24 protein-coding genes are annotated in these 24,262 nt (G+C 71.5%); 6 read left to right on the top strand and 18 right to left on the bottom strand.

What is annotated here, in order from left to right; translation table 11 throughout:
* The first annotated feature begins 197 nt into the window (after positions 1-197).
* Both CQZ88_RS12405 and CQZ88_RS12400 read left to right on the top strand, forming a co-directional pair.
* Complete coding sequence (locus CQZ88_RS12405) at positions 198-1,076, top strand: lytic murein transglycosylase (protein ID WP_006938784.1); 879 nt, start codon at positions 198-200, stop codon at positions 1,074-1,076.
* Positions 1,077-1,101: 25 nt separating this feature from the next.
* The gene (locus tag CQZ88_RS12400) at positions 1,102-2,235 is read left to right on the top strand and encodes an Mrp/NBP35 family ATP-binding protein (RefSeq protein WP_006938786.1); all 1,134 of its coding nucleotides are present in this window, start codon (positions 1,102-1,104) and stop codon (positions 2,233-2,235) included.
* Positions 2,236-2,305: 70 nt separating this feature from the next.
* Here CQZ88_RS12400 and tatB read toward each other — a convergent pair whose 3' ends face one another.
* The 4 genes from tatB to sigE all read right to left on the bottom strand — a co-directional run bounded on the left by tatB (position 2,306) and on the right by sigE (position 5,409).
* A complete protein-coding gene (gene tatB / locus CQZ88_RS12395; RefSeq protein ID WP_006938788.1) occupies positions 2,306-2,686 on the bottom strand; it encodes a Sec-independent protein translocase protein TatB in 381 nt (126 codons plus the stop codon).
* An 84-nt stretch (positions 2,687-2,770) separates the two neighbouring features.
* Complete coding sequence (locus CQZ88_RS12390; protein WP_180987001.1) at positions 2,771-4,222, bottom strand: S1C family serine protease; 1,452 nt, start codon at positions 4,220-4,222, stop codon at positions 2,771-2,773.
* Positions 4,223-4,412: 190 nt separating this feature from the next.
* Entirely contained in the window at positions 4,413-4,766 is a 354-nt protein-coding gene (locus CQZ88_RS12385) for a zf-HC2 domain-containing protein (protein ID WP_029542469.1), read from the bottom strand.
* A gap of 16 nt (positions 4,767-4,782) precedes the next feature.
* Positions 4,783-5,409: an RNA polymerase sigma factor SigE gene (gene sigE, locus CQZ88_RS12380; RefSeq protein WP_006938796.1), complete on the bottom strand. Its 627-nt coding sequence runs from the start codon at positions 5,407-5,409 to the stop codon at positions 4,783-4,785.
* A 244-nt stretch (positions 5,410-5,653) separates the two neighbouring features.
* On the opposite strand from sigE, the gene CQZ88_RS12375 reads away from it, so the two are divergent.
* Positions 5,654-6,283, top strand: coding sequence for an O-methyltransferase (locus CQZ88_RS12375; RefSeq protein ID WP_065922827.1), 630 nt, complete (start codon positions 5,654-5,656; stop codon positions 6,281-6,283).
* Positions 6,284-6,302: 19 nt separating this feature from the next.
* On the opposite strand, the gene glgC is transcribed toward CQZ88_RS12375, so the two are convergent.
* On the bottom strand, positions 6,303-7,517 hold the full coding sequence (glgC, locus tag CQZ88_RS12370; protein ID WP_037200697.1) for a glucose-1-phosphate adenylyltransferase: 1,215 nt from the start codon (positions 7,515-7,517) through the stop codon (positions 6,303-6,305).
* Positions 7,518-7,604: 87 nt separating this feature from the next.
* Here glgC and glgA point away from each other — a divergent pair, with 87 nt between their 5' ends.
* Positions 7,605-8,780 carry a glycogen synthase gene (glgA, locus tag CQZ88_RS12365; protein WP_029542466.1) on the top strand — a complete coding sequence of 392 codons (1,176 nt, stop codon included), beginning with the start codon at positions 7,605-7,607 and terminating at the stop codon, positions 8,778-8,780.
* A gap of 10 nt (positions 8,781-8,790) precedes the next feature.
* Here glgA and CQZ88_RS12360 read toward each other — a convergent pair whose 3' ends face one another.
* The 10 genes from CQZ88_RS12360 to dapE all read right to left on the bottom strand — a co-directional run bounded on the left by CQZ88_RS12360 (position 8,791) and on the right by dapE (position 17,286).
* Positions 8,791-9,642 carry a putative RNA methyltransferase gene (locus CQZ88_RS12360; RefSeq protein ID WP_006938800.1) on the bottom strand — a complete coding sequence of 284 codons (852 nt, stop codon included), beginning with the start codon at positions 9,640-9,642 and terminating at the stop codon, positions 8,791-8,793.
* Positions 9,643-9,754: 112 nt separating this feature from the next.
* Positions 9,755-9,922: a DUF3117 domain-containing protein gene (locus CQZ88_RS12355; protein ID WP_003936084.1), complete on the bottom strand. Its 168-nt coding sequence runs from the start codon at positions 9,920-9,922 to the stop codon at positions 9,755-9,757.
* A gap of 123 nt (positions 9,923-10,045) precedes the next feature.
* Positions 10,046-10,642 (bottom strand): DNA-3-methyladenine glycosylase I, encoded by a 597-nt coding sequence (locus CQZ88_RS12350; protein ID WP_006938803.1) that lies wholly within the window; start codon positions 10,640-10,642, stop codon positions 10,046-10,048.
* A gap of 2 nt (positions 10,643-10,644) precedes the next feature.
* Positions 10,645-11,025, bottom strand: coding sequence for a DivIVA domain-containing protein (locus CQZ88_RS12345; RefSeq protein ID WP_043799256.1), 381 nt, complete (start codon positions 11,023-11,025; stop codon positions 10,645-10,647).
* Between the two features lie 42 nt (positions 11,026-11,067).
* Complete coding sequence (locus CQZ88_RS12340) at positions 11,068-11,985, bottom strand: glucosyl-3-phosphoglycerate synthase (RefSeq protein ID WP_029542464.1); 918 nt, start codon at positions 11,983-11,985, stop codon at positions 11,068-11,070.
* Positions 11,982-12,863 carry a dihydropteroate synthase gene (gene folP, locus CQZ88_RS12335; protein ID WP_043799255.1) on the bottom strand — a complete coding sequence of 294 codons (882 nt, stop codon included), beginning with the start codon at positions 12,861-12,863 and terminating at the stop codon, positions 11,982-11,984. Before folP ends, CQZ88_RS12340 begins: the two co-directional genes overlap by 4 nt.
* Before the next feature lie 59 nt (positions 12,864-12,922).
* Positions 12,923-14,695, bottom strand: a complete 1,773-nt coding sequence (locus CQZ88_RS12330; protein WP_006938811.1) for a long-chain-acyl-CoA synthetase — start codon at positions 14,693-14,695, stop codon at positions 12,923-12,925.
* 70 nt (positions 14,696-14,765) lie between these two features.
* Positions 14,766-15,353, bottom strand: a complete 588-nt coding sequence (locus CQZ88_RS12325) for a TIGR00730 family Rossman fold protein (protein WP_051446043.1) — start codon at positions 15,351-15,353, stop codon at positions 14,766-14,768.
* Positions 15,347-16,153, bottom strand: a complete 807-nt coding sequence (locus tag CQZ88_RS12320) for a TIGR00730 family Rossman fold protein (protein WP_006933996.1) — start codon at positions 16,151-16,153, stop codon at positions 15,347-15,349. The genes CQZ88_RS12325 and CQZ88_RS12320 overlap by 7 nt, the downstream gene beginning before the upstream one ends.
* A 56-nt stretch (positions 16,154-16,209) precedes the next feature.
* Complete coding sequence (dapE, locus tag CQZ88_RS12315) at positions 16,210-17,286, bottom strand: succinyl-diaminopimelate desuccinylase (RefSeq protein ID WP_043799253.1); 1,077 nt, start codon at positions 17,284-17,286, stop codon at positions 16,210-16,212.
* Between the two features lie 73 nt (positions 17,287-17,359).
* Between dapE and dapD the strand changes: the two genes are divergently transcribed.
* Positions 17,360-18,313: a 2,3,4,5-tetrahydropyridine-2,6-dicarboxylate N-succinyltransferase gene (gene dapD / locus CQZ88_RS12310; RefSeq protein ID WP_029542360.1), complete on the top strand. Its 954-nt coding sequence runs from the start codon at positions 17,360-17,362 to the stop codon at positions 18,311-18,313.
* A 16-nt stretch (positions 18,314-18,329) separates the two neighbouring features.
* The gene (locus CQZ88_RS12305; protein ID WP_006933986.1) at positions 18,330-19,718 is read left to right on the top strand and encodes an amino acid permease; all 1,389 of its coding nucleotides are present in this window, start codon (positions 18,330-18,332) and stop codon (positions 19,716-19,718) included.
* 38 nt (positions 19,719-19,756) lie between these two features.
* Here the strand turns inward: CQZ88_RS12305 and CQZ88_RS12300 are convergent, their stop codons facing one another.
* The 3 genes from CQZ88_RS12300 to CQZ88_RS12290 all read right to left on the bottom strand — a co-directional run.
* Positions 19,757-21,307: a substrate-binding domain-containing protein gene (locus CQZ88_RS12300; RefSeq protein ID WP_080688523.1), complete on the bottom strand. Its 1,551-nt coding sequence runs from the start codon at positions 21,305-21,307 to the stop codon at positions 19,757-19,759.
* A 153-nt stretch (positions 21,308-21,460) separates the two neighbouring features.
* Positions 21,461-22,726, bottom strand: a complete 1,266-nt coding sequence (locus CQZ88_RS12295; protein WP_006933981.1) for a CdaR family transcriptional regulator — start codon at positions 22,724-22,726, stop codon at positions 21,461-21,463.
* Between the two features lie 130 nt (positions 22,727-22,856).
* On the bottom strand, positions 22,857-24,262 hold a 1,406-nt coding region (locus CQZ88_RS12290; protein WP_102799811.1), incomplete at its 5' end, for an acyl-CoA synthetase.

Here is a 24,262-nt window from a genome sequence, read left to right as displayed (position 1 = left end):
TCGTCCCGGCGCTGTGCCCGGCGCCGCCCGTGCCCTGATCCGGTCACGACTCGATCTCCCCGTAACCCCTCCCTGCCACCGTATGCCCAGCTCAGCGCGTTACATCACGGTAAGGTAACGGAAACGCATCACTTCATGTATGGTCGATACCGCCATGTAACGAAAGCGTCTCGGGGTAGGCGCCCAGGAGGTATCGAGTGGGCCGGCACAGAAAGCCTTCGGAGTCCAAGCTTCGCCGCAATTCGGTCATCGCCCTCACCGGACTGGTTCCGGTCGGCGTGGTCGCCGCCGCCACCAGCGCCGGTGCGAGCCCGAAGACCCTGTTCGGCGTCCAGGACACCGAAGCGGTGGCCGAGCCCGTGACCGCCGCGTCCGAGACCACCTACGTCGCCGACGGGGTCTCCCGCGACGTCGCCGCCGCAGCCGCCCTCATGACCGCTCCGGAGCCTACCGCGGAACCCGCGGCGGCCCCCGCGCCCGCCCCGGAGCCCGCACCCGCCGCCCCGGCGCCGCTGCAGCCCGGCCCCCTCGGGATCCCCGGCATCAACTTCGCCGCCTACCAGAACGCCGAGCGGATCCTCGCCGCCGAGAACCCCGGCTGCAACATGTACTGGACGCTGCTCGCCGGCATCGGCCAGGTCGAGTCCGGCCACGCCAAGGGTGGCAAGGCCGACGACAAGGGCAACCTCCTCGAACCCGTGATCGGCCTGCCGCTCGACGGCAGCCTGCGTGGCCAGGCCGTCATCCGTGACACCGACGGCGGCACCCTGGACGGCGACACCGTCTACGACCGGGCGGTCGGCCCCATGCAGTTCATCCCGTCCACGTGGAAGCTCTACGCCGGTGACGGTGACGGCGACGGCGACGCCGACCCGCAGAACCTGTACGACTCCACCCTCACCACCGCCAAGTACCTGTGCGACGGCGGAAACAACATGCACGACATCGCGCAGGCCACCAAGGCCATCCATCGCTACAACAACTCGATGGCATACGTTGCCAACGTGCTCGCCTGGTCGGCCGCCTATTCGACCGGTGTCACCCCCAGCGCGGCGGACCTGCCGCGCATCCACTGATCGGGCGCCACCTACGATTGATGCCATGGCAGTCAGCGAGTCCGACGTTCGCAGCGCCCTGGCGCGGGTCCAGGATCCCGAGATCCGCAAGCCCATCACCGAGCTCGGCATGGTCAAGAGCATCGAGATCGGCGGCGACGGCAGCGTCGACGTCGGCATCTACCTGACAACCGCCGGCTGTCCGCTGCGCACCGAGATCACCGACCGCGTCACCAAGGCCGTCGCCGACGTCGCCGGGGTCTCCGCCGTGCGCGTCGAGCTCGACGTCATGACCGACGAGCAGCGCACCGAGCTGCGCAAGTCGCTGCGCGGCGACTCCACCGAGCCGGTCATCCCGTTCGCCCAGCCCGGCTCGCTCACCCGCGTCTACGCGGTGGCCTCCGGCAAGGGCGGGGTCGGCAAGTCCTCCGTCACGGTCAACCTCGCCGCCGCGATGGCCGCGCGGGGCCTGTCCGTCGGCGTGCTCGACGCCGACATCTACGGCCATTCCATCCCACGGATGCTCGGCACCGACGCCAAGCCCACCCAGGTGGAGCGGATGATCATGCCGCCCGTCGCGCACGACGTGAAGATGATCTCCATCGCCCAGTTCACCCAGGGCAACACGCCCGTGGTCTGGCGCGGGCCGATGCTGCACCGTGCGCTGCAGCAGTTCCTCGCCGACGTGTTCTGGGGCGATCTGGACGTGCTGCTGCTCGACCTGCCGCCCGGCACCGGCGACGTGGCGATCTCCGTCGCGCAGCTGATCCCGGGCGCCGAGATCCTCGTCGTCACCACGCCGCAGCAGGCCGCCGCGGAGGTCGCCGAACGGGCCGGCTCCATCGCGCTGCAGACCCGCCAGCGCATCGTCGGCGTCGTGGAGAACATGTCGTGGCTCGAACTGCCCGACGGTACCCGGATGGACGTGTTCGGCACGGGCGGCGGTCAGGCCGTCTCCGAGCGGCTCACCCGCGCCGTCGGCGCGACCGTCCCGCTGCTGGGCCAGATCCCGCTCGATCCGGCGGTGCGCGAGGCCGGCGACGCCGGCACCCCGATCGTTCTCAGCGCCCCCGAGTCGCCTGCGGGTACGGCGCTGCGCGAGATCGCCGAGAAGCTCGCCGTGCGGCGCCGCGGCCTGGCCGGCATGTCGCTGGGGATCGACACCACCCGCCACCTGTAGGCGCCTGCGGCGCCGGTGTGCCCTTTAGGTTGCTCCTGCCGCCCGAAGGACACACCGGCCGCGCAGCGGCCTACGTCGCGTCGGAGTCGATGGGGGGCTTCTCCCCGGCCGCCAGCGGCGGCGGGACGGGCTTGCTCACCGGCTTGGTGCCGGGCTTGTCGAAGTTGCCGGTGAGCAGCGAGTCGTCGCCGTCCAGCAGGTGCTTGGTGATGACCGCCTTGGGCGTCATGCCGCGCAGCTCGTTGAGTTCGGACAGGGGTTGACGCAGGTCGTCGAACTCGGGGCCCAGCTCCTCCTTCAGCTGCTCCTTCGCGCCGGACGCGTAGTCGCGGACCTGCCGCAGCGACTTGGTCACCCACGACACCGCGCCGGGCAGCCGCTCGGGGCCGAGGACCACGAGCGCCGCGACGAGGAGGACCATGAATTCGCCCCAACCGATGTTGCCGAACACCGCTCCAGGGTACGTGGTGCCGCGCCGTTCGCAGCCCGGAGGACCCAGGTCACAGCGAATTCCCAGCGAACAGGGAGCCGACGGTCAGTCGGACTGCGGGGTCACCTGCACGTCCACGAGACGGCCCGAGCGGACCAGCTGCACCGTCACCGGCTCGCCGATCTTCTGGGCGTGGACCGCGACGACCAGCTCGTCCGCGCTGGTGACCTCGCGGTCCCCGACCTTGACGATCACGTCGCCCTCGACGATCCCGGCCTGCTGCGCGGGGCTGCCCTCCTGCACGTTGGCCACCTCGGCGCCGCTGGCGACGTCGTTGACGACGCTGCGGGCGTTGACGCCGATCTCCGGGTGACGCATCGCGCCGGTGCGGATCAGTTCCTGGGTGACGGCGGTGACGTCGTCGATGGGAATGGCGAACCCCAGACCGACGGAACCGCCGGTCTCGGTCTTGATGGCCGAGTTGATGCCGATGACGCGGCCCTCGGCGTCGACGAGCGGGCCGCCGGAGTTGCCGGGGTTGATGGAGGCGTCGGTTTGCACCGCGTCGATCACGGCGTCGGTGTCGGTGCCCTGACCGCCCAGGCGCATCGGCCGGTTGAGGGCGCTGACGATGCCGCGGGTGACGGTCTTGCTCAACCCGAGCGGCGAACCCACGGCGATGACGTCCTCACCGACCTGCACGTCCCCGGAACGGCCCAGTTCGGCGACCGTGAGGTTGTCCACGTCGACGGAGAGCACTGCCAGGTCGGTCTTGATGTCGCGCCCGACGATCTGTGCGGGCACCTTGGTGCCGTCGTTGAAAGTGACCTGGATCTTCGCGTCCGGACCGGTCGCGGCCATCGAGATCACGTGGTTGTTGGTGACGATGTATCCGGCACCGTCGATCACGACACCGGACCCGGTGCCGGGCTCGTCGCCGACGGTGACCTGGATGGAGACGACGGCGGGCAGCACCGCGTCGGCCACGCGGGCCACCTGCCCGGTCGGCAGGTCGCCGTCCTGCTCCACCTGGGCCAGCGTCACGCTGCGGCTGGTGAGGGAGCCGGTGTCGGACGTGATCAGCGCGACGACGAGACCGCCGATCATGCCGATGGTCAGCGCGACCGCCGCCAGCGTCGCGAGGGCGCGGGTCTCGATCCGACCGCCGAAGAGGACTTCCCGCAGCGTGAGCTTGGGGGCGGGCGGCAGCGGGCGCTCGTCGCGGGCCTGCGCAGGCGCGCCCAGGCGCACGTTCGTCGTGGGGTCGCGCCACGGGTCGGGCTCGGGGCCGTCCGCATCGGTCTCGGCATCCGGGTCGGCCGGGGGCCGCTGCAGGATCTCGGAGGTGCCCACGGGTCGGCCGAACGCCTCGGCCAGCACCGGATCGGCGGGCGCACCGTGGCCGACCCGCGGCTCCGCGGCCCGTTCCTCGGCGGACCGGCCGAACGAGCCCGTCGTACCGGCCGGCCGGCCGAAGACGCTGCTGGCGGCGGCGTCGACGTCCGGGCGATAGACCGGGCGGGGCTGCAGGCGCGGGGCGTCGGCGCGGTGCGACACGCCCGGCGCGGGAGCGCCGTCCGTGTCCGACGTCGAGGCGGCCCGGCGCTCGGACTCCACTGATTCCGCTGTCACGCGTGCCCGTCTCCCCCGTGTCCGTCAGTCACGGTGCCCAGTATCACCGATGGCACCGGTGGCACCGCCACCGACCGTCGCGGGTCGATCACGGCGCGGAAGGACGCGAGCACCGTCAACGGCGCCAACGGATCGGCCAGCGCCGCCCGGCGGGCCAGGACTGGTCGGCCGCCAGCACTCCCCCGAAGCCGGGCGCGGACAGGTCCTGGTGGTGCTGCGGGATGTCGGCGAGGGCACCCAGGAGGGAACTCGGCATCGGGGGCGGCGCCGTCCGGGCGGCGTCGCGCAACGCGCGCCGGGCCTGCTGCTGGGCCTCGACCTCCGTGGCGCACTCCGGGCACACGGCCAGGTGCTCGGCCGCCCGGAGATACGCGTTCATCCGCAGTTCGCCGTCCACGTACGCTGCCACAGCCTCACTCGCCAGGTGCTCCGTGGAACCGAACCGGCGGGTCGGGTGTGCCCTCGTCATGAAATCCTCCTGGCGGCTACCCCGCATCGACTCGACCGACTTCGACCTTCCCATGCTCGCGCAGGTGCTCACGCAGCGCCTGCCGTCCGCGATGGATGCGGCTGCGCACCGTGCCGAGCTTGACTCCCAGTGTGGCACCGATCTCCTCGTAGGACAGGCCTTCGATGTCACACAGGACGACAGCAGCACGATAGTCCGGCGCCAGCGAGTCCAGGGCGGACTGCAGGTCGGCGCCGAGCCGGGCATCGTGGTAGATCTGCTCGGGGTCGGGGCCCTCGGAGGGCACGCGGTCGTAGTCCTCGGGCAGCGCCTCCATGCGGATGCGGTTGCGGCGCCGGACCATGTCGAGGAACAGGTTGGTGGTGATGCGGTGCAACCAGCCCTCGAAGGTGCCCGGCTGGTAGTTCTGCAGCGAGCGGAAGACCCGGATGAACGTGTCCTGGGTGAGGTCCTCGGCGTCCTGCGCGTTTCCGGACAAGCGGTAGGCGAGCCGGTACACCCGGTCGCCGTGCTCGCGCACCAGCTCGTCCCACGACGGCATCACCGCACGGTCACCGGTGGCGTCGAACACTGCCGTGCCGGTGAGCTCGACGTCGGCCGTGGGCTCGGCGTCGGGGCTGGGGAGCTGGGGGGAATCGGCCATGTGGATCGCTGGATCCTCCTCTTCGGGACCGCTGATCGTGGGTGTCGGTGTCTTCGTCCAACACCCGGGGGCGCCGGCTTGTTCCCGGTACCCCGATCGCGCTGTCGGTGCGGTCTGATGTGGTATCTACACCCTCACGCACGGGGATGTGGTGCCGATATGAGCAACCTGAGCATCGCCTGAGAATCCACCCGCCGTGCGCGCCTGCCTGCGACCGGCCCCCGGCGACGATAACCTCACTGGGGTGCACACGAATGCCGAACGGATCCTGGCCCACGTCGAGAACGTCACCGAGGACGAGAACCTCGCCCTGGCGCGTGAGCGTGCCCTCGATCTCGGCGCAGATCCGATCCCGGCAGCAGTGGGCGCGGCCCTGACGATGTTCACCCGCATGCTCGACGCCCGGACGGTCGTCGAGGTCGGCACCGGCGCCGGCGTCAGCGGACTCTGGCTGCTGCGGGGCCTGCGCGAGGACGGCGTCCTCACCACCATCGACAGCGAGCCCGAGCATCAGCGTGCCGCCAAGACCGCGTTCCGGGAGGCCGGCGTCACGGCCTCCCGCACCCGGCTGATCAACGGGCGCGCGCTGGACGTGCTGCCACGGCTGGCCGACTCGGCCTACGACCTGGTCTTCGTCGACGCCACCCCCGCCGATCATCCGCACTACGTCCGCGAGGGCGTGCGGCTGTTGCGACCGGGCGGGGTCATCGTGTTGCACAACGCGCTGCTCTGCGGCCGCGTCGCCGACCCGGGCGAGCGTGACTCCGCCGTCCTCGCCGTCCGAGAGGCGACGCGGGCCGTGGTGACCGACGAGCGTCTTGCACCGGTGCTGCTGCCGGTGGGCGACGGGCTGCTCTGCGCCGCCAAGCTCTAGGCCCCGGCGCACGCCCCGATCAGATCCACACGCCCTTGCCGATGGCGACGACGCCGCCGCTGCTGACGGCGAAGCGCTGCCGGTCGCGTTCGAGGTCCACGCCGATGATCTCGCCGTCGCCGACGACGACGTTCTTGTCGAGGATCGCGCGCCGCACGACCGCGCCCTTGCCGATGCGCACGCCCGGCATCAGGACACTGCCCTCGACGGTGGCGCCGTCCTCGATCATGACGTTGGAGCTGAGCACCGAGTTGCGGACGGTGGCGGCCGACAGGATGCTGCCCGATCCGACGATCGACTCCTGCGCGAGACCGCCCTGGACGAATTTCGCCGGGGGCCACATCTCGGAGGCGCCGCGGATCGGCCAGCGCCGGTTGTAGAGGTTGAAGATCGGGTGCACCGACACCAGGTCCATGTGCGCGTCGTAGAACGCGTCGAGGGTGCCGACGTCGCGCCAGTAGCCACGGTCGCGTTCGGTGGCGCCCGGCACGACGTTGTCGTTGAAGTCGTAGACGTGCGCGGCGCCCTGCGCGACGAGGGCGGGGATGATGTCGCCGCCCATGTCGTGGTCCGAGTCCGGGTTCTCGGAGTCCGCCCGCAGCGCCTCCACCAGCACCTTGGTGGTGAAGACGTAGTTGCCCATCGAGGCGAAGGTGACGTTGGGATCGTCCGGGGTGCCGGGCGGGTGCGCGGGCTTTTCGAGGAACTGGGTGATGCGGCCCTGCTCGTCGGTGTCGATGCAACCGAACGCGAACGCCTCGCTGCGGGGTACCCGGATGCCGGCGACGGTCACGCCCGCGCCGGACTCGATGTGCTGGCTCACCATCTGCTCCGGGTCCATCCGGTAGACGTGGTCGGCGCCGAACACCACGATGTACTCCGGATCCTCGTCGTAGACGAGGTTGAGCGACTGGAGGATGGCGTCGGCGCTGCCGGTGTACCAGCGCGGCCCGAGCCGCTGCTGCGCCGGCACCGGGGTGATGTACTCGCCGGTGAAGCCCGACAGGCGCCAGGTCTGGGAGATGTGCCGGTCCAGCGAATGGGACTTGTACTGGGTCAGCACGCAGATCCGCAGGAACCCGGCGTTGACCAGGTTGCTCAGCACGAAGTCGATCAGTCGGTAGGCACCGCCGAACGGTACCGCCGGTTTCGCGCGGTCCGCCGTCAGCGGATACAGGCGTTTGCCCTCGCCGCCGGCGAGCACGATTCCAAGCACATGGGGCTGGCTCCTCACACAGTCAACCTATCCGCCACCCCCCTCCGCCGCCAGCGAAGAGGCCCATCGGTGGCCGGAACGTCACGCGCCGGATAGTTTGATCCGGTGCGGGTGGCAATGATGACGCGGGAGTACCCGCCGGAGGTCTACGGTGGTGCCGGCGTGCACGTCACCGAATTGGTTGCGCAGTTGCGCCGGCTGTGCGAAGTCGACGTGCACTGCATGGGGGCGCCCCGCGAGGGCGCCTTCGTCCACGGACCCGACCCCGAACTGGCGGGCGCCAACCCGGCGCTGACGACGCTGTCCGCCGAGCTGCGGATGGCGCACGCCGCGAGCGGTGCCGGCGTCGTCCACTCCCACACCTGGTACACCGGCCTCGCGGGGCATCTCGCCGCCGAGCTGTACGACGTGCCGCACGTGCTGACGGCACATTCGCTCGAACCGCGCCGGCCGTGGAAGGCCGAGCAGCTGGGCGGCGGCTACCGCGTCTCCTCGTGGTCCGAACGCAACGCGGTCGAGCACGCGGACGCGGTCATCGCGGTCAGCGCTGGGATGCGCCTCGACGTGCTGGACGCATATCCGTTCGTCGACCCGGCCCGTGTGCACGTGGTGCGCAACGGCATCGACACCGGGGTGTGGCACCCGGGGCCGGCCGAGCCGGGCGAGCCGTCCGCCCTGGAGAAGATCGGGGTGGACCCCGATCGGCCGATCGTCGCGTTCGTCGGGCGCATCACGCGCCAGAAGGGCGTCGGGCACCTCATCGCCGCCGCCCACGACGTGGACCCCGGAATTCAGCTGGTGCTGTGCGCCGGCGCGCCGGACACCCCGGAGATCGCCGCCGAGACCGAGCAGGCGGTGGCCGAACTCGAGCGCCGGCGCGGCAACGTCTTCTGGGTCCGCGAAATGCTCCCCACCGACTCGGTCCGTGAGATCCTTTCCGCGGCATCAGTTTTCGTGTGCCCATCGGTGTACGAGCCACTGGGTATCGTGAACCTCGAGGCGATGGCCTGCGAGACCGCTGTCGTCGCGTCGGACGTCGGTGGCATCCCCGAGGTCGTCGAGGACGGGGTCACCGGCCGGCTCGTGCACTACAACTCCTACGAGCCGCGGGCGTACGAGCAGGCGCTGGCCGCGGCGATCAACGAGGTCGCCGGCGACGCCGCCCTGGCTGCGGAGATGGGCCGGGCCGGACGGGTGCGGGCCATCGCGGAGTTCTCCTGGGCGCAGATCGCGCGGCAGACCCTCGCGGTGTACCAGGAGGTCGCCGCCGCGCGGCACTGAGCGTCCCGGCTCAGTGCGTCGCGCGCCGTTCCCACACGGTGACGGTCACCGAGGCGGTCACCGGGAACGGCTCCGGCAGCCCCGAGACCAGCTCCGCCAGCCGCTCGGCGGTCAGGTGGTGCCCCGAGGGCCCCATGCCGGCCAGCTGTCCGAGTGCCGGACGGTCGAGTTCCAGGGTGTACTGCACGTCGGCGCGGTCGACCCGCTCGAACGCGCCGGACAGGGCCGCCCCGAGCCGCTCGGTCTTGCGCTCGTCCACCTGGACCATGCCGGGCAGGGCCACCAGCTCGCGCAGGTGCGACGGGGTGGGGGCCGCGACGACGAGCACGCCGCCCGGCGCGAGGACCCGGTGCGTCTCGGCGGCGTTGCGCGGCGCAAAGACGGACAGCACGTGGCTGAGGACGCCGCTGCGGATCGGCCACTGCCGCCACACGTCGGCGAGCACGGCCCCGACGCGGGGATGGCTGCGGGCGATGCGCCGGACCGCGGGCTTGGACACGTCGAGCCCGACGCCGCGGCTGCCCGGCAGCGCGTCGAGCACCGCCGCGAGATACCGCCCGGTGCCGGCGCCCACCTCGAGGACGCGGGCGGTGCCGTCGCCGCCGGGACGCTCGGCACAGGCGCGGGCGACGGCGTCGCGCAGCGGATCGTAGTGTCCCGCCTCGAGGAAGTCCGCCCGCGCGGCGATCATCTCCGCGGTGTCGCCGGTGAACCGCGTCGCGGCCCCGGTGAGGAGGCTGACATACCCCTGGCGGGCGACATCGAAGCTGTGCCCGGCCTCGCACAGCAGCACGCCGTCGTCGAGATCGAGTCCGCGCTCGCACTGCGGGCAGGCGAGCAGATCGGTCACCGCGTCGAGCACGGGCAGTCCTTCCGAGAAACGAAGAGCACCGGAGTACGAACAGCAACGGGCCCCGCGCACCGTGGAGCGCGGGGCCCGGAGAACCCGGCGAATCGCCGCCGGGTGCCGACACCTAGCTGGTGACGCCCTTGAGCTCTTCGCCGAGCGCTGCAGCTTCCTCCGGCGTGAGTTCGACGACCAGACGTCCGCCACCCTCGAGTGGAACCCTCATGACGATTCCTCGTCCCTCTTTGGTTGCTTCGAGGGGACCGTCCCCGGTCCGGGGCTTCATGGCCGCCATCCTCTGCTCCCTCCAAATCTGCGCTCGACTCTTGCGCGCGTGGGTTACCGTGGGGGCCTCGTCGGAATTCGACGAGGCTCGCCACATCATTCTTCCCTATCCGGCCGACCGCCGGGTAGCTGACTATGCCCTAATGTGGCCGGAAACTGGTCGAACGTCCGTCTCGACCCAGCAGTCGGCGAGGTGATCGTCGACCATGCCGGTGGCCTGCATGAGCGCATACGCCGTGGTAGGACCGACGAACGCGAAGCCGCGCCGCTTCAGTTCGCGGGCCATTGCCGTCGACTCCGGTGTCACCGCCGGCACCTCCGCCACGGAGCGGAACCGCCGGGCGCGCCGCGCCGGCGCGAACGACCACAGCAGCGCGTCGAGGTCCGTGCCCTCCAGGTCGAGCACCGCCCGGGCGTTGGCGACCACCGCCTCGACCTTGCGCCGGTTCCGGACGATGCCGGCGTCGCCGAGCAGGCGAGCGACGTCGTCGTCCGTGTAGCGGGCGACCACCTCGACGTCGAACCCCGCGAACGCCGACCGGAACGCCTCCCGCTTGCGCAGGATCGTCAGCCACGACAGCCCCGACTGGAACGCCTCGAGGGCAAGGCGCTCGAACAGCTCGTCGCGCCCGTGCAGCTCGCGGCCCCACTCCTCGTCGTGGTAGTCCCGGTACAGCGTGGACCCCGGCGGATCCACCGCCCACGGACAGCGCACCCGGTCCTCGTCCATCGCTACTCCCCCCTGTCCGAGCGGTCCCCTGCGGCCTCTACCGCAACGGATGCGTCGGCCTGCCCCACCGCGGCGTCGCCACCGGGCGTGCCCCGCTCGGCGTCCTCGTACGCGGCGAGCCTGGCCCGCAGGTCGTCGATCTCGTGCGAGAGCCGGTCGAGCGCCCAGTCCACCTCGGCGGTCTTGTAGCCCCGCAGCACCTGCTGGAAACGCAGATCCCGGACGTCCGCGCCGGTCACGTCGGTGACCGGCAGGGCCGTGGCGGTGGTGCCCGGCGGGATCGGCGCCAGGGTCTCCCCGCGGCCGAACACCGCGCTCGCCACGAGGAACAGCACCGCGCCGACGACCACCATGACGAGCAGGTAGAGCAGAACCGTCAGCATGTACCGATCTTGGCACGGGCCACCGACAGGGCGCCCGGGGCGTCAGGCCACGGTGGCGGCCGGGGGCCGGTCCGCGAGGCTGACCTCCGTGGTGACGGGGACGAACGCGTCGCCGTCCACCAGGAACTGGGTCAGGCCCGCCCCCGAGTCGGGGATCCCACAGCGGGCGAGCATGGTGCCGACGATCTGCCGGCTCATCACCCCCAGCTCCCCGAGCGGCCGGTTCCGGTGCTTGCGTACGCCGAGGTTGACCTGGGCGATCGCGCCGATCCCGAGCCGGTCGTAGGTGTCGAGCAGCAGCCCGATCTCGACGCCGTAGCCGGGCGCGAACGGCACCGCCGACAGCAGTTCCCGAGTACCGGCGTACTCGCCGCCCAGCGGCTGCAGCACGCACGTCAGCTCCGGCCGCAGCGCCGCGAGCAGCGGCCGCGCCACCAGTTCCGTGACCCGCCCCCCGCCGTTGGCCTCCTCGGCGCCGCTGACCCGGAGCGGGCGGCGGTAATAGCCCTTGACCAGGTGGATTCCGTCGCCGGTGAGCAGCGGTCCGAGCAGCTTGGGGACGAACGCCGGATCGGGGTCGAGCAGGTCCGAATCCACGAACGCGATGAGATCACCCGTGGTGGCCGCGACGGAGCGCCACAGCACCTCCCCCTTGCCGGGCACCGGGGCGAGGCCCGGCACCGCCTCTTCCCGGGAGAGGACGCGGGCGCCGGCGCTGCGGGCCCGCTCCGCCGTGCGGTCGGTGGACCCCGAGTCCAGCACGATCAGCTCGTCGACCAGCCCGCCGAGCAGCGGATGGATGGTGTCCACCACCCCCGCGACGGTCGTCTCCTCGTTGAGCGCGGGCAGCACCACCGACACGGTTCGGCCCCGCTTCGCGCGTTCGAGTTCGGCGATGCTCCATCCGGGCTCGTCCCAGCTGTTCGCCTCGGCCCACGGCCGGGTCATCGCGGTACTCATGCCAGCCCCCTGACGGTGCGCGCCGGGGGGCGCGTGCCGGCGACGGCCGCCACCATGTCGACCACGCGACGGGTCGCCGCCACCTCGTGCACCCGAAACATCCGCGCGCCTGCCGCGGCCGCAAGTGCTGTCGCTGCCAATGTGCCCTCCAACCGGTCGGCGAGTTCCACCCCCAGAGTCTCCCCGATGAAGTCCTTGTTGCTCAGCGCCATGAGCACGGGCCACCCGGTATTTACGAGAACGTCCACGTGCCGCAACAACTCGAGGCCGTGGAAGGTGTTCTTGCCGAAATCGTGGGTCGGATCGATGAGGATGGCGTCGCCGGGCACCCCGGCCTTCGCGGCCCGCTCGGCCGCGGCGACGATCTCGCGCGTCACCTCGGCGACGACGTCGGTGTAGCGCACGCGGTGCGGCCGGGTGCGCGGGACCGCACCTCCGGTGTGCGAGCAGACGATGCCCGCGCCGAGTTCGGCCGCGACGGTCACCAGTTCCGGATCGGCACCCGCCCACGTGTCGTTGATCAGATCCGCCCCCTCCGCCACCGCGCGCCGCGCGACGTCGCTGCGCCAGGTGTCGACGCTGATGAGCAGCCCGGGGTGGCGGGCCCGGATCGCCGCGACGAACGGCACCACCCGCCGGGTCTCCTCCGCCGCGTCGACCACCTCGCCGGGGCCGGCCTTCACGCCGCCGATGTCGACGAGGTCCGCGCCCTCGGCCACGGCCCGATCCACGGCCGCCATCGCAGCGTCGTCGGTGAAGGTCGCGCCCCGGTCGTAGAACGAGTCCGGAGTGCGATTGACGATCGCCATCACCAGGGCCCGGTCGGTGGCGACCGGGCGGCCGCAGAGGGTCGGCGAGACGGTGACGGAGGCGGTCATGATTTCCATCCTGGCACGCACCCGCGGGCGGGCCCGGGCAGGAACCGGCCCAGCGGGAGTCAGCCCGCCGGCAGCTCGCCCCCGGCGACGGCCTCGACGTAGCCGTCGTACGCGGGCCGGTAGCCCTCCTCCGGCCCGGTGAGCACGTAGACGGGGTCGTCGCCGGTGTCGGCGTAGCCCTGCTTGCGCAGGTCCACCTTGCGGCTCTTGAACGTCGAGGTGTGCTCGAGTTCGCCGACGACACGGACGAAGAGCGGCACCGCGTACGACGGCAGCGCCCGGTACAGCTGCGCCGCGAGCGCGGTGCCGTCGAACTCGGCCCCGTCGTGGAGCGTGATCGCGGCCATACCGGCCCGGCCGTCGGTGCCGGGGATCTCGACCCCGTAGACCACTGCCTGCGAGATCGACTCGTTCGCCGACACGGCCGCCTCGACCTCGGTGGTGGCGACGTTCTCGCCCTTCCACCGGAAGGTGTCGCCGAGGCGGTCGACGAACGCGACGTGCATGAAGCCCTGGCTGCGGACGAGGTCGCCGGTGTCGAACCAGGTGTCGCCGTCCTCGAAGCCGTCGCGCACGAGTTTGGACTCGCTCGCCTCGGGATCGGTGTAGCCGTCGAACGGGGCACGGTCGGTGACCTTCGCCAGCAGCAGGCCCACCTCGCCGCGGCCGACCCGGCGCAGCCGGCCGTCCGGTCCGCGGAGCGCCTTGCCGGTCTCGTGGTCGTAGTCGACCACTGCGTACGGAAGCGGGCAGACACCCGCGGTGCGCGGCTGGTTGAGCGCGTTGACGAACGCGATGTTGCACTCGCTGGCGCCGTAGAACTCGGCGACGCGGGCGATGCCGAACCGCTGGGTGAACTCGGTCCAGATCTCGGACCGCAGTCCGTTGCCCACCATCAACCGGATGCCGTTGTCGCGGTCGTCCGGCGACGGTGGCTGGTTGAGCAGGTAGCGGCAGATCTCCCCGATGTAGACGAACGCCGTCGCGCCGTTGCGCTTCGCGTCGGCCCAGAATCCGGTGGCGGAGAACTTGCGGCCGAGCGCGAAGGTGGCGCCGGCGGCGAGCACCGACGACAGCGACACGGTGAGGGCGTTGTTGTGATACAGCGGCAGGCAGCAGTACAGAGTGTCGTCGCGGCGCAGCCGGACGCCCAGGCTGCCCAGGCCCGACATGGACTTCAGCCACCGGAAATGGGTCATCCGGCTGGCCTTGGGCATGCCGGTGGTGCCCGAGGTGAAGATGAAGAAGGCGGTCTCCTTCGCCTGCAGGCGGTCGGTGACGGCGGGGTTCGCGGAGTCGGCGGCGACGGCGAGGTCGTCGAGTTCGCCGACGCGCAGCACCTTTCCGGCCGGCGGCGCCCCGTCGAGGGACTCCAGGGCCTCCTCGCATTCCTCCCCGACCACGAGCACCCGGCTGTCGAGCAGGCCGAGGCTGTGCGCGAGCACCTCGCCGCGCTGATGGTGATTGAGCATGCCGGCCGCGGCACCGAGCTTGACCGTGGCGAGCGCGACGAGCAACGCCTCCGGACGGTTCTTCATCAGCACGCCGACGACGTCGCCGGTGCGCACACCCTGCGCGGTGAGCACGGCGGCGTAGCGGTTGACCTGGGCGTTGGCGTCGCCGTAGCTGAGGGCGTCGCCCTCGAATCGCAGGAACGGCCGGTCCGGGTTCCGCTCCGCGAGGCGCTGGAACACCGACCCGATCGTCTCGCGCGCGTCCGGCCGCCGGATGAGACCCCGCGCGCCGCGTAGCAGGCTCGGTGCGTCGGGCAGCATTCGCGGAAGCTGGGTGGCGAGACCCACCAGGGAGATCGTCGAGCCGGACTCGGTCATGGCATCCTCGGTTACTGGCGGACAGGAACTTACTGCAGAGTAAGCAACCTCGGCGCGAAGCGGAAGCCCCTCACCCGGCGCAGCGGTCGAGGGCGTCGTCGATGTCGCCGGTGACCTGCAGGCCGTCGAGCGCGTGGCGGTTGACGAAGCCGGCCGGCACCATCGCCTCGAGCCAGTCGAGCAGCCCCCGGTAGTGCCCCACCGGGTCGAGCAGCACCACCGGCTTGGCGTGCATGCCCAGATAGCCGGCCGTCCACGTCTCGAACAATTCCTCGAGGGTGCCGATCCCGCCGGGCAGCGTGACGAACGCGTCGGCGCGCTCCTCCATCGCCTGCTTCCGCTGGCGCATCGTGTCCGTGACGATCAGCTCGTCGGCGTCGACGTCGGCGACCTCGCGGTGCACCAGCGCCTTGGGGATCACACCGACGGTGTGCCCGCCGGCGGCGCGCGTCGCCTGGGCGAGCGCACCCATCATCGACACGTTGCCGCCTCCGGAGACGAGCTGCCAGCCGCGCCGTCCGATGGCGGTCCCCACCGCCGCCGCGAGCTCGAGGTAGGACTCGTCGACCGGCCCGGAGGCGCAGTACACGCACACCGCCCGCGCCTCGACGGTGCGCTCGCCGCCGATGCCCTCGAACGGATGGAAACCGCTCACCACGCCCCGCCCCCTCCGTACAGCGCCGACTCGTCCTGCCCGCGATGGGCGTCGACGACGATCTGCACCGCCTCCTCCACGCTGTCGGTCAGGTACAGCAGATCGAGGTCGCTCGGTGAGATCCGGCCCTCGCCGACCATCGCGTGCCGGATCCATTCGAGCAGCCCCGCCCAGTAGTGGGTGCCCAGCAGCACGATGGGGAACCGGGTGATCTTGTGGGTCTGGACCAGCGTGAGCGCCTCGAACAGCTCGTCGAGCGTGCCGAAACCGCCGGGCAGGCAGACGAAGGCCTGGGAGTACTTCACGAACATCGTCTTGCGGGCGAAGAAGTAGCGGAAGTTCAGTCCGAGGTCGACCCATTCGTTGAGCGCCTGCTCGAACGGCAGCTCGATACCCAGTCCGACGGAGAACCCGCCCGACTCGCTCGCGCCGCGGTTGGCCGCCTCCATCGCCCCCGGCCCACCGCCGGTGACAACCGCATAGCCCGCCGCGGCCAACGCGGCCCCGAGGGCACGGCCGGTGACGTACTCGGGGTGGTCGACGGGGGTGCGGGCAGAGCCGAAGACCGCCACCGCGCGCGGCACCTCCGCCAGCGCACCGAAACCCTCCACGAACTCGCTCTGGATGCGCAGCACCCGCCACGGATCGGTGTGCACCCAGTCGGAGGGGCCCCTCCGGTCCAGCAGTCGCTGGTCCATCGTCGTGGTCTCGGTCGCCCGGTCCCGGCGCAACTGGACGGGACCGCGGTGCACCACATCGGCACTCGCACGGTCGCGGGATCCGGGGTCGGTGTCGCGCGCCATGCGCCCAGATTAGGGGATGCCGCCGGGCCGCCCCGGCCGATGCCCCGCATCGTGCGTCAGGCGGCCAGATACCTCCGCAGCGTGCCGGCGACCTCCGTGATCTGCTTCACGGGCACGTGCTCGTCGCGCTTGTGCGCGAGGTTCGGATCGCCGGGACCGTAGTTGACCGCCGGGATCCCCAGCGTCGCGAAGCGCGCGACGTCCGTCCATCCGTACTTGGCCCGGAACCGGCCGCCGGCCGCGGCGACGAGGTCCGCGGCGGCGGGGTGGGCCAGGCCGGGCAGCGCGCCGGGCGAGCTGTCGGTGAGCTCGAGGGTGACGTCGAGACCGTCGAGCACCTCCCGCACGTGCGCGAGAGCCTGCTCGACGGTGCGGTCGGGCGCGAACCGGAAGTTGACGTCGAGGTCCGCGGCGTCGGGCACCACGTTGCCGGCGACGCCGCCGGCGATCCGTACCGCGGACAGACCCTCGCGGTAGACGCAGCCGTCGATGTCCACCGATCGCGGTTCGTAGGCCGCGAGCCGCTCCAGCACCGGGGCCAGCCGGTGGATCGCATTGTCACCCAGCCAGGACCGCGCCGAATGCGCGCGCACCCCGGTCGCCGAGATCCGCACCCGCAGGGTGCCCTGGCAGCCCGCCTCGATCTGCCCGGCCGTCGGCTCGCCGAGGATCGCCACGTCCGCGTCCAGCCAGTCCCGCAGGTCCCGCTCGATGCGGCCGAGACCGTTGTAGGCCGCGGCGATCTCCTCGCAGTCGTAGAAGACCAGCGTCAGATCGTGCGCCGGGTCCGCGATGGTGGCGGCCAGGTGCAGGAACACCGCGTCGCCCGACTTCATGTCGGCCGTGCCGCAGCCGTACAGCAACTCCCCGTCGCGCCGCGACGGCACGTTGTCCGCGATGGGCACGGTGTCGAGATGCCCGGCCAGCAGCACCCGGCTCGGCCGGCCGAGCCGGGTCCGCGCGAGGACCGCGTTGCCGCTGCGGACGATCTCGAAACCGGTGGTCTGCTCGCGCAGCGCCTGTTCGACGGAGTCGGCGATCACCGCCTCGTCCTGCGAGACACTGGGGATGTCGACCAGCGCAGCGGTCAGCTCGATCGGATCGGCGTGCAGGTCCAGGCGCGGTGCAGACATGCAAGAACAATACGTGGAGCGATTTCCCAGGCCGCCGGTGCGAACGACGACGCCTCGCGTACGCTTCACGACCGTGAGTGCACAGGGAGCATCAGCAGTAGGCATCGCCAACATCGCGGCGGACGGCACCGTTCTCGACACCTGGTACCCGGCCCCCACGCTGGGCGAATACAGCGAGACGGGCACGTCCCGGCTCGAGGGCACGGACATCCCGTCGGACTTCGCGCTGCTCGTCGGCGCCGACGAGGCGCGCGAGGTCAACCAGGTCGCGGTCCGCACGACGATCGCCGACCTGTCCCAGCCGCCGGCCGACGCGCACGACGCCTACCTGCGGCTGCACCTGCTGTCGCACCGCCTCGTCCGGCCGCACGGCGCCAACCTCGACGGCGTGTTCGGCCTGCTCGCCAACGTCGTGTGGACCAATTACGGCCCGTGCGCCGTCGACAACTTCGAACTGGTGCGCTCGCGCCTGCGCATCCGTGGCCCCGTGACCGTGTACGGCGTCGACAAGTTCCCCCGCATGGTCGACTACGTCGTGCCGTCCGGGGTGCGCATCGCCGATGCCGACCGTGTCCGCCTCGGCGCACACCTGGCCGCCGGCACCACCGTCATGCACGAGGGCTTCGTGAACTTCAACGCGGGCACGCTCGGCAACTCGATGGTCGAGGGCCGCATCTCCGCGGGCGTCGTCGTCGACGACGGCTCCGACATCGGTGGTGGCGCGTCGATCATGGGCACCCTGTCCGGCGGCGGCAAGGAGGTCATCGCCATCGGCAAGCGCTGCCTGCTCGGCGCCAATGCCGGTGTCGGCATCTCCCTCGGCGACGACTGCATCGTCGAGGCCGGCCTGTACGTCACCGCCGGCACCAAGGTCAGCGGCCCCGACGGCACCGTCGTCAAGGCCAAGGACCTCAACGGCCGCTCCAACCTGATGCTGCGCCGCAACTCGGTCACCGGCGCCGTCGAGGTGGTTCCCACCAAGGGCACCGGCGTCGAACTGAATGCGGCGCTGCACGCCAACGACTGACCCAGAGAAACCGATCGTGTCGAAAACCGAGCACACACTCACCGAAGCCGACCACCTCGAGCACGGGCTCAAGGTCCGGCACCTGACGATGATGGGACTCGGTTCCGCGATCGGCGCAGGCCTGTTCCTCGGGTCCGGCGTCGGCATCGCCGCCGCCGGACCCGCGGTGATCGTCTCCTACGTCCTGGCCGGCATCATGATCGTCTTCGTGATGCGCATGCTCGGGGAGATGGGAGCGGCCCTCCCGGCCAGCGGATCCTTCTCCCATTACGCCCGCATCGGCATCGGTGAATGGGCCGGCTTCACGATGGGCTGGCTCTACTGGTTCATGCTCATCATGGTGCTGGGCGTCGAGATCACCGGCGCCTCGGCGATCGTGAGCAGCTGGCTGCCGGGCGTGCCGCAATGGGTGGTGGCCCTGGTGTTCGTCACGTTCTTCGCGGTGGTGAACCTGGCGAAGGTCGCCAACTTCGGCGAGTTCGAGTTCTGGTTCGCGGCGCTGAAGGTCGCGGTCATCATCGCGTTCCTCGTCATCGGCGTGCTGCTGGTGTTCGGTCTGCTGCCGGACACCGAGCCGGTGGGACTGACACACCTGCTCGGCGACGGCGACGGTTTCGCCCCCAACGGGCTCGCCGGTATCGCCGCCGGCCTGCTGGCCGTCGCCTTCGCGTTCGGCGGCATCGAGATCGTCACCATCGCCGCGGCCGAGTCGCGCGACCCCGAGCGGTCCATCGCGACCGCGGTGCGCACCGTCGTGTGGCGCATCAGCCTGTTCTACCTGGGCTCGATCTCGATCATGGTGCTGGTGCTGCCGTGGACGTCGGCGAGCGGGGAGACCTCGCCGTTCGTGAGCGTCCTCGACATCGCCGGCCTGCCGTACGTGTCGGGCTTCATGGAACTCGTCGTGGTGATCGCCCTGCTGTCGGCGTTCAACGCCAACGTCTACGGCACCTCACGCATGGCGTACTCCCTCGCCCGGGGCGGCGACGGCCCGACCGTCCTCGCGAAGCTCTCCCGCACGGGTGTTCCCCGCAACGCCGTGCTGCTGTCCGTGTTCTTCGGGTTCGTTTCGGTCCTGCTCAACTGGTGGCTGCCGGAGGACATCCTCGGCATCCTGCTCAACGCGGTCGGCTCCGCCCTGCTGGCGATCTGGATCTTCATCGTCGTCTCGCACCTGCGGCTGCGGCCCACGCTCGAACAGGAGGGCCGCCTCACCGTCCGGATGTGGGCGTTCCCCTACCTGAGCTGGCTGACCCTGGCCATGCTCGGCGCGTTCATCGTGCTCATGCTGTTCGACTCCGCCGCGCGGATACAGCTGGCCTCGACGGCGGTGCTGTTCCTGTTCATCGCCGCGGTGTCCCGGCTGTGGCAGCGCCGGAGCCGGTCCCGCACCGCGGCGCGGTAGTGCCGGAGGCGCGGTAGGTCCGGGGGTGGCCGGCGGCCTCAGCGCTCGCCGCGGTCGGCGAGGGCGTTGACGAAGACGTTCGCGATGTCCGCGGGGTCGCGGGCGACGTAGCTCGAGCCGCCGGTCACGCGGGAGATCTCGGCGAGGGTCTGCGCATCCGCGTCCTCCGTGATGCCGATCGTCACGACGATCACCGGCCGTGCCGGGTCCTGCTCCCGCGCGAGGATCTCGAGGAGCTGCGCCTCGGTGATGCTGTCCGGATCCTCGTTCGCTCCGTCGGTGAGGACGATGACGCTGTTGACCGCGCGCGGGTCGTAACTCTGCTGCACGGCGCGGAACGCCGCGAGAGTCGTGTCGTACAGGCCGGTGCCACCCCCGACCAGACCGGGCACCTTCTCCGCCTGGGCCGCCATCACCTCACGCTGGGTGCGCCCGTCCACGTCGGTGTCGTACCGCCGGATCGGCACCAGCTCGAGATAGTCCTGGCCGTCACCGCCGAGGTCCTGCGAGAACGCCCACAGCCCGGCGGAGACGCTGTCGGGGAACATCGCATTGCCCGCGAGGGCGGCCCGCACCGTCAGGTCCATCCGGGTGCCGTCGCCGGCGGGAAACCGCATCGAACCGGACACGTCGATCGCGACGAGCGTGCGGATCGGCAACGCCATCAGCGACCAGGCGCCGAGCGCCTCCTCCGCCATCGCCTCGTCCCGCAGTGACAACAGCGGCACGCCCCCGATGCCGCGGCCGTCGGGCAACGGCTCGCCGTCGGGCCCGCGGAACCCGTGGTCGTGGAACACGTCGAGGGCCTTCTCCGTGCCCAGCACCTCGATCAGTACCCGTGCGGCGTCCGTCGCGCGATGGTGCCGGTCGGGCACCGGCGACGTCACCACCACCGGATATTCCAGCAGGATGCTGCCGTTGTCCGGTACCCGCGCCTCGAGGGCCGACTCGTTCGCCGTCGTGAAGGCCAGCACCTGCTGCTCGGTGGCGACGCCGATGCCGTCGGCGCCGATCGTCGCCAGCAGGTCGGCGCCGCTGGGCGCCTCCTCGGTGCGGATGCTCTCCTTCTGGGCCAGGGGCACCATGGCGGTGCGCACCGTGCCGACGGCGACGGGGTCGTCCTGGGTCTCGGCCAGGGCCGCCCGGATCGGGGCGGCGGCGACACCGGTCCGCAGCGGGTTGCCCAGCACCAGATCCGGGATCGCGAGGGCGGCGCGCCAGCTGGACACCTCCGGAACCGCCCCTGGGGGCCCGACCAGCACCGCGGGGGTGCTCGCGACCGCCCCGGCGATCATCTGTACCGGCCCGGCGGCGGTCGGTGCCGCACGACTCGCCCACCACCGGGCATCGGGAATCCACAGGTCGGGCGCGTCGATCCCCTTGCCGAGCAGCCCGGCGACGTCCCCCGGTTCGGCGGTGTCGACCGTGAACTCGTAGCAGTGGGTGTCCGCGTTTTCCGAGAGGACGGAACTCACGGCCGGTTCGATGCTCGGAGCGACGGCGAGGCTGTACTGCTCGACGGTGTCGCATCCGCCGGTCAGGGCGCGGACGACGCCGACTCCGGCCGCCGCGAGCACTACCACCACCACCGCTCCGACGACTGCGACAACCCGGGTCGATCGGCCGTCACGTGACGTCCGCACGCTGTGGCGGCCTCCTGCCATGTGGTCCTCCCCTGCCGGTGCCGGGCCGCGCCGCACACACCGTCATCATGATCTGCGCCACATCGTAACGGTCCGGTCTCACGTGCCGTCGGAAGGTGAGCCGCCGGCTGCCGCTCCGCTCTGGAGGCGCCGCGCGACGAGCGCGGCGTGCAGGTGGCGCAGCCCGGAGGGGACGGTGGGATCGAACCCGGTGAGCTGCGCGACCCGCTTGAGCCGGTAGTCGACGGTGTTGGCGTGCACGTGCAGGCTCCTCGCGGTGCGCTGGCGGCTCAGTTCGTGGGCGATGTGGGTCTCGAGGGTCTCGACCAGCTCGGGCGCGTCGGCGAGCGGTTCGAGCACCCGCACGAGGTGCTCGCGGGCCGGCCCGGGCCGGGTGAGCTGATACTCGAACGCGAGGTCCTGCATCCGGTACACGCCGGCGGGCCGGCGCAGATGGCCGACCAGTTCGAGCAGCTCGTGCGCCTGGTGCGCCGCGGCGGGGATGCCCGGGACGTCGGACTCGACGAGCGAGACCGTCAGCGGCACCCCCGCGGCACGCGCGACCCGCTCGTAGAGCGCGGTGCGGATGTGCTCGGCCGGGGTGTCGCCGAGCAGCACGGTGCCGCCCTCGGGTCCGAGCATGGTCAGCTGCCGGCCGTCGCACACCCGGTCCAGCTCGGTCTCGAGCCGCCGCAGGGTACGCCGCGCGACGACCTCCGGCCGCACGTGCGGATTGCGCTCGTCCGGGTGCCGGCCCAGCCGCACTCCCAGCACCGTGTACCGCTCGGCCAGCTCGAGCCCGGACCGGCGCGCGACGGCGGCGGCGTCCTGCCCGCCGAGCAGGGCCGTCACGAGCTCCTGGGCCGCGACGTCGCGGTTGCGGCGCATCGCCTCGAGTTCGGCGACGAACCCGGTGGTCGCGGCGACGGTGACGCGTTCGAGCAGCGCCATCCACAGCCGCGACGCCGCGGCGACCGACTCGACGTCGCCCTCGCGGGCCCGGGCGGTGACAAGTTCCCAGCCCAGCCGGATGCCCTCGTGGTAGATGCGCAGCATGTATTCCAGACGGAACCCGGCGCGCGCCCACTGGGCGGCGCTGCTGCGCAGCTCCGACAGGTCGGCGTCGGTCGGCAGCTCCCCCGTGTCGAGCACCTGGATCGCCAGGCGCAGGCACCGGACGGTGATCTCGGTGACGTCGCCGCGCAGGGCTTCGCCCGGTTGCAGCGAACACGGCGCGACGTTGTCCGCGAAGTGCGCGACCAGCTTGCGGGCGACGGCGCGCAGGTCCCGCAGCGGGACCGAGGCGGGCCTTCCGTCGACGACGAACGCCACCCCGGACCGCGAACCGTATTCGGACACCGACATTCCGCGGAACCCCCCATGACTCCGGAAAGAGACGAACTTACTCTGCCGTAGGAAGGTACGTGGCCCGGGCGAATCGGACAAGGGCCCGCAGAGACCTGGCTCACACCCGGCGGCCCCGACGGGCCGAGACTCAGGTCAGCAGCTGCTTCTTCTGGACCTTGCCCATCGCGTTGCGCGGGAGGGTGTCCACCACCCGCACCTCCCGCGGCCGCTTGTGCACGGAGAGCTGACGGGCCACGAGCTCGATCAGCGCGCCCGGGTCGACGGCCGGGCCGTCCGGGGCGGGCACCACGAAGGCGACGATGCGCTGGCCCAGGTCGTCGTCGGGGACGCCCACCACCGCGACCTCCCGCACGGACGGATCGCCGAGCAGCACGGTCTCGATCTCGCCGGCCCCGACCCGGAAGCCGCCGGACTTGATCAGGTCCGTCGACTCGCGACCGACGATGCGGTGGAACCCGCCCGGATCGATCGCCGCGACGTCGCCGGTGACGAACCACCCGTCCGGGGTCCACGCCGCGGCCGTCGCGTCGGGACGGTTCAGGTAGCCGTCGAACAGCATCGGCCCGCGGACCTGCAGCCCGCCGATGCTCTCCCCGTCGTGGGGGACGTCGTTGCCGTGCTCGTCGCGCAGCCGGGTTTCGACCCCGCGCACCGGAGTACCCACCCATCCGGGCCGGCGCTCCCCGTCGACCCGGGTGCTGAGCGTCAGCATCGTCTCGCTCATCCCGTACCGCTCGATCGGGGTCAGCCCGGTCAGCTCGCGCAGGCGCTCGAACACCGGGACGGGCAGCGGCGCGCTGCCGGACACGAGCAGCCGCGCACCGCTCAGGGCCTTCGCGGATTCCTCGTCCTCCACGACGCGGGACCACACCGTCGGCACCCCGAAGTACAGGGTGCCGTGCGCCTGCGCGTACGCCTCCGGGGTGGGCCTGCCGGTGTGGATCAGCCGGCTGCCGACGCGCAGCGGACCGAGCACGCCGAGGATCAGGCCGTGCACGTGGAACAAGGGCAGCCCGTGCACCAGCGTGTCGCGTTCGGTCCAGTCCCACGCCTCGGCCAGCGCGTCGATCCCGGCCGCGATCGCGCGGCGGCTCAGCAGCACGCCCTTGGGCGCGCCGGTGGTGCCGGAGGTGTAGAGCACGAACGCCGTGCGGGACGGATCGGGTTCCGGGTGACTGTGCCAGTCGCGGGCGTGCAGCCGCACCGGCACCACCGGCAGGCCGGGTTCGTCCGGCACGTCGCCGAGCCACGCCTGAGCTCCGGAGTCGCGCAGGATGTGCTCCCGTTCCGCGGGGCCGGAGTCCGGTGGCACCGGGACGACGGTGACCCCGGCGAGCAGGCAGCCCACCACCGCGATCACCGTCGTCGCCGTCGGCGCGGCGAGCACCGCGAGACGTTCGGCTCCGCCGATGCGGCGGGCCAGGGCACCGGCCGCGCCGAGGATGTCGCTGCGCGAGAGCGTGTGCCCGTCGATGCGGACCGCGTCGGGCAGGTCGTCGCCGCGCGCGACGGCCAGGGGGTTGAGGGAACGAA

Origin of the sequence: Rhodococcus sp. ENV425 (genome assembly GCF_002887785.1) — a bacterium.
GTDB lineage: Bacteria > Actinomycetota > Actinomycetes > Mycobacteriales > Mycobacteriaceae > Rhodococcus > Rhodococcus aetherivorans.
The sequence above is the reverse complement of the archived record's forward strand: the minus strand, read 5'-3'. Positions and strand labels throughout refer to the sequence as shown.